Origin of the sequence: Ramlibacter sp. (assembly GCF_013697775.1) — a bacterium.
Lineage (GTDB): Bacteria > Pseudomonadota > Gammaproteobacteria > Burkholderiales > Burkholderiaceae_C > Ramlibacter.
The window spans coordinates 1-10,676 of sequence record NZ_JACCWG010000455.1 but is presented as its reverse complement, the minus strand read 5'-3'; the positions used below and the strand labels follow the sequence as shown (position 1 = coordinate 10,676).

The window sequence follows — 10,676 nt, the reverse complement described above, 5'->3', positions numbered from 1 at the left end:
GCGAAGCGCAGCGCGGGATGCGCGCGGATGGCGCGCGCCAGCACCACGGCGGCCTCGCCCGGCGCCGCACCGCAGCGGCCCTGGCCGACGTCGATTTCGACGAACACGTCGATCACGGCCGCGCCATCGCCATCGCCGGCGCCATCGCCGCGCGCCTGCTCCATGGCCTGTGCCAGCGCGCGGATGCCGTGCAGGCTGTCCACGGCGATGGCCAGCCGGCCGTTCTCGGCCGCCACGCATTGCGCCAGCGCGGCCACGCGCGCCAGCTTGTGCGGCGCGATCACCTCGTTGCTGATATACACGTCGTAGACCCCGCCGGCCACCATGGCTTCGGCCTCGGCGGTCTTCTGCACGCACACGCCGACCGCGCCGGCCTGCAGCTGCAGCTTGGCCAACGCCGAACTCTTGTGCATCTTGGCGTGCGGGCGCCAGCGGATGCCGTGCTTGCGCGCGAACTCGGCCATGCGCGAGAGGTTGCGCATCATCGCGTCCAGGTCGGCCACCAGCACCGGGGTGTCGATGGCGCCGGCGCTCTGGCCGGCCAGGCGTTTCAGGGATTCAGAAAGAGGTGTTTTCGTCGGCTGCATGGTCGAGGTGCTGGGTGTCAGACCAGCCGACCAGCGTAAAGCCCTGCGGCGTCCAAAGCAAGCGATTGATGGCGCCATTGGGCAGGTGCCAGGTGCGCGGGGAGTTCACCTCCTGGCCGGTGGCGATGCGGTACAGCGTGTCCAGCACGCCGCCGTGCGCCACCACCACGATCTGCTCGCCGGCGTGGCGCTGCGCCAGTTCGTGCACCGTGCTCTGGACCCGCGCGCGTAGCTGCAGCAGCGATTCGCCGCCCTGGGGCGGCTGCCATTCGGGGATGCGCCGGCGCCAGTTGTCGTGGTGGTCGGGCCAGGCTTGATGGATCTCGTCGAAGGTCTTGCCTTCGAACATGCCGAAGTGGCGCTCGCGCAGTCCCTGGTGCGGGACGATCGGCACGCCGGCCTGCTCGGAGATGCAGCGCGCGGTGTCGTGGGCGCGCAGCAGGTCGCTGGAGTAGACAACCCGGATCGGCTCTTGCGCCAGCGCCGAGCCGACGCGCTTAGCCTGCCATCGCCCGGTGTCGTTCAGGCCGACGTCGAGCTGGCCCTGGATGCGGGCATCCACGTTCCAGGCGGTTTCGCCGTGCCGCACGGCAACGATCCGGGTGGCTTCCATGGGCCATTGTAGGCAGTCACCTTGCGCATGGCGCTGCCGCCGGTCGGCGCTTTTACTTCGTGTTTCCCATCTGGATGTCGACGCGGCGCGGTCCTTGGGGCGGGTTGGGAAAGCCCTGCATGGCGGCGCCGAACATCGCCGCCAGCACGCCGTCGTTGTCCCCCCAGGGCCCGGCGTTCATCGCGTGCGTCTCGTACACCACGCGCTGGGTGGCGAGCTCGCGCACCACGATGCCGACCTCGCGCTGGTACCAGGGCGACTCCATGCGGCCCAGCGGCCCGCCGAAGCCGATGCTCACGCCGCGGCGGCCAAACCCCAGGCCCCAGCCGAAACCCATGTCCCACGGATCGGCATAGGGCGAGAGCACGCGCTGCACGCGCGCCGACGCCTGCACGCCATACCGCGGCGCGGCGTCGTCGCGCTTGAAGCCGGCGCGGAACAGCGCGCCGTCGGCCAGCGCTTCCACCTGCGCCTGCCCGGGGTTCTGCTGCGAGGGCAGCCGCTCGAAGCGGTAAGCGAGGCCGGACGGAACGGCCGCGAGCCCGGAGAAGGTCTGGACCTGGTTGTCCAGCAGGTAGCCGGTGGCGCAGCCCGACAGGGCGGTGGCCGCCGCCACGAGAAGTGCCGCGCCCCACAGGCGCATTCGAGAAGTCATGGTGCTCCCAACGCGGGGCACGGCCCCGTACTCAGTCAATGCGGACGACTTGCAGCGCGGGCAACGCGGTGGCGACGGGAAACTCTTCGGCATCGAAGGCCCGGTCGCCGTCCGCGTCGGCCACGCCCGTGGCCGTCAGACCCTTGAAATCGTGCAGCGTTCCGTCGGCCAGGTGCGAGGGCACCACGTTCTGCAGCGCGGTGAACATGGTGTCCACGCGGCCGGGGTGCTTGCGCTCCCACTCGCGCAGCATGGCCGCCACCTGCTTGCGCTGCAGGTTCTCCTGGCTGCCGCACAGGGTGCAGGGAATGATGGGGAACTGCCGGTGCTCGGCCCAGCGCACCAGGTCCTTTTCGGCCACGTAGGCCAGCGGGCGGATCACCATGTGCTGGCCGTCGTCGCTGACCAGCTTGGGCGGCATGGCCTTGAGCTTGCCGCCGAAGAACATGTTGAGGAAAAAGGTCTGCAGGATGTCGTCGCGGTGGTGGCCCAGCGCGATGCGCGTGGCGCCGAGTTCGCGCGCCACCCGGTACAGGATGGCCCGGCGCAGCCGGCTGCACAGGCTGCACAGGGTCTTGCCCTCGGGGATCTTGTCCTTGACGATGGAGTAGGTGTCCTGCTCCTCGATGTGGAACGGCACGCCCAGCGCCTTCAGGTAGGCGGGCAGCACGTGTTCCGGAAAACCGGGCTGCTTCTGGTCGAGGTTGACCGCGACCAGGTCGAAATGCACCGGGGCGCGTTGGCGCAGCTTCAGCAGGATGTCCAGCAGGCCGTAGCTGTCCTTGCCGCCCGACAGGCAGACCATGACCTTGTCGCCCTCGCCGATCATGGCGTAGTCGGCAATGGCCTGGCCGACCTGGCGGCACAGGCGTTTTTCCAGTTTGTGGGTTTCGCGCTCGATCTTGCGTTCGGGCGACAGGGGGGCCGTTTCGGCGGCGTTCCAGACGGCACTCATCGTCGTATTTTCGCATTCCGAGGAAATCCCCCAAGCGCCGGGCTTGCTGAGCCATTTAGCATCGTGCCATGCAGCAATGGATGAAGTCATGAAAAAGAAGTGGATGTTCGCGCTGGCCGCCCTGGCGTTCAGCGGCGCCGGCTGGAGCCAGAGCCTGGTGCTCGGCGTCAGCGAAGGAACCTCCGGCGGCCTGGACCATGCGCGCGTGATCGCCAAGTACCAGGGCCTGGCCGACGTGATCGGCAAGGCCATCAAGCAGAAGGTGGAAGTGGTCTTCCTGCGCGAATTCAGCAACCTGGAAGAGGGCATGAAGGAGCACCGGCTGGACTTCGTGATCGCCCGCCCGAGCGACTACCCCGCACGGGGCCTGCGCGACTACGGCTACAAGTTCGTCGCCAGCGCCAAGCCTGACGGCCAGTGCCACATCATCGTGGCCAAGGATTCGCCGGTGAAGACGCTGGCCGACGTCAAGGGCAGGAAGATCGCGCTGCCGGAACAGGCCGCCTACATGACCAAGTTCTGCATCGCCGAGCTGCGCGACCAGGGCATCGACGTGAAGCGCGAGGCCGTGCAGTACGTGCGCGAGCAGGGCGCCGTGGCCTTCTACCTCAACAACAAGTTCGCCGACGTCGGCGGCGTGGCCTCCTATTCCGGCGTGGCGGCCAAATGGGAAAAGGACGGCAACCGCGTCATCCACAAGAGCCGGCCGCAGCCGTATTTCCCGCTGATCGCCAGCGGCAAGCTGCCCGAAGCCAAGATCTCGGCGATCCAGTCGGCATTGGCCGCGCTGCCGAAGGAAGAGAGCGGCCAGGAGGTGTTGAAGACCATCGGCATCAAGGAGTTCGACACGACCGGCGAGAAGCGGCTGCTGGAGCTGCTCACCTGGCTGGCCGGCGGCAGCTGAGCGTTCACCACCCGTCGCCATGGCCCACCACCACCTGCGCTCCGCCCCCGACACCATCCATTGGGGTTTCTTCGACGCCGCGCTGCCCCCGGTGCTGAGCATCGACAGCGGCGACCAGGTGACGGTGGAGACTGTCACCGGGGGCGCGAGCAACCTGCCGGGCGCGGGCTTCCACGTGCCGCCCGAGCTGCTGCGCATCCATGCCGAGTGCAAGCCGCGGCTGCCGGGCTACATCCTCACCGGGCCGATCGCGGTGCGCGGCGCCGAACCCGGCGACGTGCTGGAGATCCGCATCCTGGACATGCGGCTGCGCCAGGACTGGGGCTACACCGCCATCCGCCCGCTGGCCGGCGCGTTGCCGCTGGATTTCGACGTGGCCGAGCAGATCGTGGTGGCGCTGGACCGCGAGCGCAACGTGGGCCGGCTGCCCTGGGGCACCGAGCTGCCGCTGCGCCCGTTCTTCGGCGTGATGGGCGTGGCGCCGCCGAAAGCGTGGGGCGGCATCTCCACCATCCAGCCGCGCGCGCACGGCGGCAACATCGACAACAAGGAACTGGTGCCCGGCGCCACGCTGTACCTGCCGGTGCACGTGCCGGGCGGCAACCTGTCGTTCGGCGACGGCCATGCGCTGCAGGGCGACGGCGAGGTCTGCACCACGGCCATCGAGACGGCGCTGCAAGGCACGGTCGAGGTGGTCCTGCGCAAGGACCTGCGGCTGGCGTATCCGCAGGCCGAGACGCCGACGCACCGCATCGCCATGGGGTTCGACCCGGACCTGGACACCGCCGCGCGCGACGCGCTGCGCCGCATGCTCGAATGGCTGGTGGCCACCACCAGCCTGTCGCGCCATCACGCTTTCATGCTGATGAGCATGACCGCCGACGTGCGCGTGACCCAGCTCGTCAACGAGCACAAGGGCATCCACGTGATGCTGCCCAAGTCGGTGCTGCCCCAGGGCGCTTGAGGCAAGCGCGACGCGCGGTGTCTGCTGAACTCGGGGAGTTGTCCGACAAGGCGCGCGCGCCAGCCCGGCACACTCGTTTCCTCGACCCGTGGTGGGTCCTGGAGATCAGATGAAACATGGCTACCCGCGGCCCCAGCTGCAACGCGCGGACTGGACATGCCTCAACGGGCAGTGGCGCTTCTGCTACGACGATGCGGGCCGCTTCCACAGCCCCGCGGACGTCGGGCAGTGGCCGATGGAAATCACCGTGCCGTATCCGCCGGAATCGAAGGCCAGCGGCATCGGCGACCGCGGTTTCCACAAGTCCTGCTGGTACGAGCGCGACCTCGACGTCAAACCCGGCAACGACCGCGTGATCCTGCGCTTCGGCGCTGTCGACTATTCGGCGCGCGTCTGGGTCAACGGCCGGCTGGTGGCGACGCACGAGGGCGGCCATACGCCGTTTTGGGCCGACATCACCGACGTGATGAATCCCGACGGCCGGCAGGTGGTGACTGTGCATGCCGAGGACGACCCGTTCGAGCTGAACAAGCCGCGCGGCAAGCAGGACTGGCAGCTGGAGCCGCACTCGATCTGGTATCCGCGCACCAGCGGCATCTGGCAGACCGTGTGGCTCGAGCGCGTGGCCAACACCTGGATCGACAAGATCCGCTGGACGCCCAAGGTCGAGGGCTTCGCCATCGGTGTCGAGGTGCGGCTGCTGGGCGAGATTTCGCAGGACCTGTCGGTCGAGCTGGAACTCAAGCACGGCGAGCGCCTGCTCGCGCGCGACCGCTATCGCGTGGTCGACGGCGAGGTCGACCGCTTCGTGGTGCTGTCCGACCCGGGCATCGACGACTTCCGCAACGAGCTGCTGTGGAGCCCCGAGCGGCCCACGCTGCTGGATGCGCGCCTGCGGCTGATGCGCGGCGAGGAAGTCCTTGACGAAGTGCAGTCGTACACCGCGCTGCGCTCGGTCGCGGTGCTGCGCGACCGCTTCATGCTCAACGGCCGGCCCTACGTGCTGCGCATGGTGCTGGACCAGGGCTACTGGCCCGACACGCTGTTGGCCGCGCCCAGCGACGCGGCCCTGAAGCACGACGTGGAGCTGGCCAAGGCCATGGGCTTCAACGGCGTGCGCAAGCACCAGAAGATCGAGGACCCGCGCTACCTGTACTGGGCCGACCGGCTGGGCCTGATGGTTTGGGAGGAGATGCCTTCGGCCTACCGCTTCACACGCACCGCCATCAAGCGCACCATCCGCGAGTGGACCGAGGCGATCGACCGCGACTACAGCCACCCCTGCATCATCGTGTGGGTGCCGTTCAACGAGAGCTGGGGCGTTCCCGAGCTGCCTTCGGTGCAGGCGCACCGCCACGCGGTGGAGGCGCTCTACCACCTGACCAAGACGCTGGACCAGACGCGCGCGGTGATCGGCAACGACGGCTGGGAGTCGTCGGCCACCGACATCATCGGCATCCACGACTACGACTCCAACCTGGAGCACATGCGCCAGCGCTACGGGCCCGAGGTGGACCCCGAGCAGCTGTTCGGGCAGCGCCGCCCGGGCGGCCGCATCCTCACGCTGGACGGGCATCCGCACCGCGGCCAGCCGATCATCCTCACCGAGTTCGGCGGCATCGCCTTCCAGCAGCAAGCCGAAGAGGGCGTGAAGAAGATCTGGGGCTACACCGAAATCGCCGACGAGGAAACCTTCGCGCGGCTGTACGAGCAGCTGCTCACCACGGTGATCAACACGGCGCTGTTCAGCGGCTTTTGCTACACGCAGTTCGCCGACACCTTCCAGGAAGCCAACGGCCTGCTGTATGCGGACCGCACGCCGAAGGTCCCGCTGGAGCGCGTCAAGAAGGCGACGGCGCAGTCGCGCACCTGGATTCCGGGGGGCGTGTGATGCACGCGGTGGAACTGGTCAAACCCGACGGCCGCCCGATGACGCTGTACGCGCGCGCGCCGCTGCCCGAAGGCCTGCAGGCGCCCAGCCCATTCCCCGACCCGCTGGCGAGCGGCGCCCACCTGCGCTGGCACCCGCTGCGCGGCGAGTGGGTGACCTATGCCGCGCACCGCCAGGGCCGCACCTTCCTGCCGCCGCCCGAATACAACCCGCTGGCGCCGATGACCGATCCGGCCAACCCGACCGAAGTGCCGGTGGGGCCCTGGGACATCGCGGTGTTCGAGAACCGCTTTCCCTCGCTGGGCGGCTTCGTCTGCGCGCCGCCCGACATGATCGTGCCGACCGCGCCGGCGCAGGGCCGCTGCGAGGTGGTGGTGTTCACGCAGGACCGCACTGCCTCGCTTGCCAGCCTGCCGCTGGACCACATTGAGCTGCTGCTGGGCGTGTGGGGCGACCGCACGCGGCGCATCGGCAGCGAAGCGGCCGTCCAGTACGTGCTGCCGTTCGAGAACCGCGGCGCCGAGGTCGGCGTGACGCTGCACCATCCGCACGGGCAGATCTACGCCTACCCGGTGGTGCCGCCGGTGCCGGCGCGCATGCAGCAGATGGCGGGAGAGCATTTCGACAGGCACGGGCGCGGCATCCTGGCGCAGCACATCGCCGCCGAGCGGCGCGACGGCGTGCGCATGCTGTACGAAGGGCCGCACGCGGTGGCCTTCGTGCCGGTCTGCGCGCGCTACCCGTACGAGGTGTGGATCGCGCCCATCGAGCCGGTGGAAGGCTTCGCGCAATTGAGCGACGCGGTGCGCGCCGACTTGGCACGCGCGCTGAAAACCGTGCTGATGAAATTCGACAAGCTGTGGGACCGGCCGTTTCCCTACCTCATGGCCTGGTACCAGGCGCCGACCGACGGCGTGCCGCATCCCGAGTCGCACCTGCACGCGCAGATCTGGCCGCCATACCGCACGCGCGACCGGCTGAAGTACCTGGCCGGAACCGAATTGGCGGCCGGCTTCTTCGCCATGGACGCGCTGCCGGAGGAAAAGGCGCGCGAGCTGCAGCAGGTGGAGGTCAGCATCGCATGAACGCCGGATCGATCACCACCACGACCACCCAAGCCGCGGCCGACGCGCCCGGCCGCGTCAACCTGCTGGGCGAGCACACCGACTACAACGACGGCTTCGTCATGCCGGTGGCGATCGTGCAGCGCACGTCGGTGCGCATGCGGCGCAATGGCACGCAGGCCTTCAACCTGCATGCCGAGGAGCTGGGCCGCGCGGTCACGTTCTCGTTCGACGCACCGCCGGAGGAACATTTCGCCAGCTACGTGTTCGGCTGCCTCGCGCTCGTGCGCGGGCAGGGCGCCGAGGTGCCGGGCCTGGACATCGAGGTGGCGTCCGAGGTGCCCATGGGCGTCGGCCTGTCGTCCAGCGCCGCGCTGGAAGTCGCCACGCTGCGCTGCCTGCGCACGCTGCTGGCGCTGCCGATCGACGACGTGCAGATCGCGCAGCTCGCCCAGCGCGCCGAGATCGAGTACGCCCACGTGCGCTGCGGCATCATGGACCAGATGGCGTCCAGCCTGGCGGCCACCGACCGGGCGCTGCTGATCGACACGCGTTCGCTGGAGCGGCGCGACGTGCCGCTGCCCGCGGGCAGCGCCGTGCTGGTGCTGGACTCGGGCATCGCGCGCACGCTGGCCGGCAGCGGCTACAACCAGCGCCGCGGCGAATGCGAGGAAGCGGCGCGGCTGCTGGGCGTGGCGTCGCTGCGCGACGTGCAGCACCTGCAGGCCATCGAAGGCCTGCCTGAGCCGATGCGCCGGCGCGCGCGGCATGTGTTCACCGAAAACGAGCGCGTGCTGTCGGCACTGGGTTGCAGCGGGGCGGAAGAATTCGGGCGGCTGATGAATGCCTCGCATGCCAGCCTGCGCGACGACTACGAGGTGTCGACACCGGAGCTGGACCAGCTGGTGGCGATGCTGCAGGCGCAGCCGGGTGTGTTCGGCGCGCGGCTGACCGGCGCGGGCTTCGGCGGCGCGTGTGTGGCGCTGTGCCGCAGCGACGCGGTGAAGCAGGTCGCCGACGCCGTGCTGGCGCAGTACGGCGGTGCCGGGCACAGCGGCAAGCAGCTGGTGCCCGCAGCCTGACCAAACCTCAGCGCGCGTTCATTCCCTTCTGTTCCCACTGCCACGCGTGCGCGATGACGGTTTCGATGTCCGCGTGCTGGGGCGTCCAGCCCAGCTCCTTGCGCGCGCGCGTGGCGTCCGCCACCAGCACCGGCGGGTCGCCCGCGCGCCGGGGGTCGTCGCGCACCGGGATCGGGTGACCGGTGACGCGGCGCGCCGCCTCGATCACCTCGTTCACCGAATGGCCGTTGCCGTTGCCCAGGTTGTAGACTGTGGTCGCCGCGCCTTGCTCCAGCTTCTGCAATGCCAGCAGGTGCGCGCTGCACAGGTCCTGCACGTGGATGTAGTCGCGGATGCACGAGCCGTCGCGCGTGGGGAAGTCCTGGCCGAAGCGGCCGATCACCTCGCGCCGGCCTGAAGCCACCTGCAGCACCAGCGGGATCAGGTGCGTCTCGGGCTCGTGCCGCTCGCCCAGCGTGCCGTCCGGGTGCGCGCCGGCGGCGTTGAAATAGCGCAAGGTGATCGAGCGCAGCCCATAGGCCGTGCCGTAATCCTGCAGCGCCTTCTCCACCGCCAGCTTGCTGTTGCCATACGGGTTGATCGGCAGCTGCGGATGCTGCTCGGTGATCGGCACTTCCACCGGGTTGCCGTACACCGCGGCGGTGGAGGAGAAGATGAACTGCTTGACCTCGCACTCCCGCATCGCGTCCAGCAGGTTCAGCGTCTGCACCAGGTTGTTGCGCCAGTACTTGGCCGGCTTCACCATCGACTCGCCGACCAGGCTGGCGGCGGCGAAGTGCATCACGCATTGCGGCCGGTGCTCGCGCAGCAATGCGCGCATGAAATCAGGATCGCCGATGTCGCCCTCGCGCAGCACGGCGCCCAAGCGCACCGCGTCCGCATGGCCGGTGGCCAGGTTGTCCACCACCACGGCCTGGTAGCCGTTTTCCTGCAGCATGCGCACCATGTGCGACCCGATGTAGCCGGCACCGCCGGCGACGATCACGGAGGGAAGAGTCATATCGATTTCGATGAGGTTGTGGTTGCCTGCTGCACGGCTGCGTCCTGGGCAGCGGCGGCGAGATAGCGCGCCAGGCCGTCTTCCAGCGTCGGCATCAGCAGGCCGCGCTCGCTGCCCAGCGCCGAAAAGCGCGGGCGCGCGGCGACCTGGCCCAGCGTCGCGCCGGGCACCGGGTGCACCAGTGCCGTGTCCAGCTGCGCGGCCTCGGCCGCCAGGCAGGCCAGGCCCGACCAGCTGACCGCGCCGCGGTTGGCCAGGTGCCACAGGCCGCTTTCGCCGTCGACCAGCAGGTCCAGCGCCGTGTGCACCAGGTCGGGCACGTAGGTCGGCGAGATCCACTGGTCGTCCGCGGCGGTCCAGGATTCGCCCCGGCGCAGCGCGTCGAGCGCCAGGGTGATGAAGTTGTGCTTGTCCCAGGGGCCGAAGAAGGCGGCCGTGCGGATCACCAGCGCATCGGGCGCCTTGGCCAGGATGCGCAGCTCGGATTCGCGCTTGGCGCGGCCGTAGGCGTTCAGCGGCTGCGTGGGGTCGTGCTCGGTGTAGGGCTGCTCCTTGCCGCCGTCGAACACCAGGTCGCTGGAAAAGCTCAACAGCCGCACGCCGTGCTGCGCACACGCCGCCGCCAGCACCTCGGGCCCGGTGACGTTCTCGCGCCACTGGCGCGGGTCGCTCTCGGCGTCGTCCACGCGCACGAAGCCGGCGGTGTTGATCACGGCCCAGGGCTGCCAGCGCTCCAGCGCGGCCTGCACCGACTGCGGGTCGGCCACGTCCATGTCGGCGCGGCGCAGCAGCTGGTGCGGCAGCCCGCGCATGGTGCAGATGCGCGCGAACGCCTGCCCCAGCGTGCCGGTGGCGCCGGTGATGAGGATCGGGCGGCCCGCCATCGGCAGCGCCTGCACCTCGCCGTGCGGCGTGTACAGCAGCCGCGTGTCGCGCTGCCACCAGCCGGGGCTGTCCAGCA

11 protein-coding genes are annotated in these 10,676 nt (G+C 69.5%); 5 read left to right on the top strand and 6 right to left on the bottom strand.

Annotated elements, in window-relative coordinates; translation table 11 throughout:
- The 4 genes from H0U68_RS23135 to ttcA all read right to left on the bottom strand — a co-directional run.
- The coding region (locus tag H0U68_RS23135) for an alanine racemase (RefSeq protein WP_296359254.1) at positions 1-587 on the bottom strand (587 nt) is incomplete at its 3' end.
- Positions 559-1,200 (bottom strand): histidine phosphatase family protein, encoded by a 642-nt coding sequence (locus tag H0U68_RS23130; protein ID WP_296359253.1) that lies wholly within the window; start codon positions 1,198-1,200, stop codon positions 559-561. The genes H0U68_RS23130 and H0U68_RS23135, both read right to left, overlap by 29 nt.
- A gap of 52 nt (positions 1,201-1,252) precedes the next feature.
- Positions 1,253-1,855 carry a hypothetical protein gene (locus H0U68_RS23125; protein WP_296359252.1) on the bottom strand — a complete coding sequence of 201 codons (603 nt, stop codon included), beginning with the start codon at positions 1,853-1,855 and terminating at the stop codon, positions 1,253-1,255.
- A gap of 31 nt (positions 1,856-1,886) precedes the next feature.
- Positions 1,887-2,810, bottom strand: coding sequence for a tRNA 2-thiocytidine(32) synthetase TtcA (gene ttcA, locus H0U68_RS23120; RefSeq protein WP_296359251.1), 924 nt, complete (start codon positions 2,808-2,810; stop codon positions 1,887-1,889).
- Positions 2,811-2,898: 88 nt separating this feature from the next.
- On the opposite strand from ttcA, the gene H0U68_RS23115 reads away from it, so the two are divergent.
- The 5 genes from H0U68_RS23115 (at position 2,899) to galK (ending at position 8,715) form a co-directional block, all read left to right on the top strand.
- Positions 2,899-3,714 carry a PhnD/SsuA/transferrin family substrate-binding protein gene (locus tag H0U68_RS23115; protein ID WP_296359250.1) on the top strand — a complete coding sequence of 272 codons (816 nt, stop codon included), beginning with the start codon at positions 2,899-2,901 and terminating at the stop codon, positions 3,712-3,714.
- A 19-nt stretch (positions 3,715-3,733) separates the two neighbouring features.
- Complete coding sequence (locus tag H0U68_RS23110; RefSeq protein ID WP_296359249.1) at positions 3,734-4,678, top strand: acetamidase/formamidase family protein; 945 nt, start codon at positions 3,734-3,736, stop codon at positions 4,676-4,678.
- 109 nt (positions 4,679-4,787) lie between these two features.
- Entirely contained in the window at positions 4,788-6,569 is a 1,782-nt protein-coding gene (locus H0U68_RS23105; protein ID WP_296359248.1) for a glycoside hydrolase family 2 TIM barrel-domain containing protein, read from the top strand.
- Positions 6,569-7,654, top strand: coding sequence for a galactose-1-phosphate uridylyltransferase (galT, locus tag H0U68_RS23100; protein ID WP_296359247.1), 1,086 nt, complete (start codon positions 6,569-6,571; stop codon positions 7,652-7,654). Before H0U68_RS23105 ends, galT begins: the two co-directional genes overlap by 1 nt.
- Complete coding sequence (galK, locus tag H0U68_RS23095) at positions 7,651-8,715, top strand: galactokinase (RefSeq protein WP_296359246.1); 1,065 nt, start codon at positions 7,651-7,653, stop codon at positions 8,713-8,715. The genes galT and galK overlap by 4 nt, the downstream gene beginning before the upstream one ends.
- Positions 8,716-8,722: 7 nt before the next feature.
- Here galK and galE read toward each other — a convergent pair whose 3' ends face one another.
- Both galE and H0U68_RS23085 read right to left on the bottom strand, forming a co-directional pair.
- Positions 8,723-9,715 (bottom strand): UDP-glucose 4-epimerase GalE, encoded by a 993-nt coding sequence (gene galE / locus H0U68_RS23090; RefSeq protein ID WP_296359245.1) that lies wholly within the window; start codon positions 9,713-9,715, stop codon positions 8,723-8,725.
- On the bottom strand, positions 9,712-10,676 hold a 965-nt coding region (locus H0U68_RS23085), incomplete at its 5' end, for an SDR family oxidoreductase (RefSeq protein WP_296359244.1). The genes galE and H0U68_RS23085, both read right to left, overlap by 4 nt.

Coding starts and splice junctions, on each gene's coding strand:
- H0U68_RS23125 (WP_296359252.1), bottom strand. CDS start 1,855: ATGACTTCTCGAATGCGCCTGTGGGGCGCGGCACTTCTCGTGGCGGCG.
- galE (WP_296359245.1), bottom strand. CDS start 9,715: ATGACTCTTCCCTCCGTGATCGTCGCCGGCGGTGCCGGCTACATCGGG.
- galK (WP_296359246.1), top strand. CDS start 7,651: ATGAACGCCGGATCGATCACCACCACGACCACCCAAGCCGCGGCCGAC.
- H0U68_RS23105 (WP_296359248.1), top strand. CDS start 4,788: ATGAAACATGGCTACCCGCGGCCCCAGCTGCAACGCGCGGACTGGACA.
- ttcA (WP_296359251.1), bottom strand. CDS start 2,810: ATGAGTGCCGTCTGGAACGCCGCCGAAACGGCCCCCCTGTCGCCCGAA.
- galT (WP_296359247.1), top strand. CDS start 6,569: ATGCACGCGGTGGAACTGGTCAAACCCGACGGCCGCCCGATGACGCTG.
- H0U68_RS23110 (WP_296359249.1), top strand. CDS start 3,734: ATGGCCCACCACCACCTGCGCTCCGCCCCCGACACCATCCATTGGGGT.
- H0U68_RS23115 (WP_296359250.1), top strand. CDS start 2,899: ATGAAAAAGAAGTGGATGTTCGCGCTGGCCGCCCTGGCGTTCAGCGGC.
- H0U68_RS23130 (WP_296359253.1), bottom strand. CDS start 1,200: ATGGAAGCCACCCGGATCGTTGCCGTGCGGCACGGCGAAACCGCCTGG.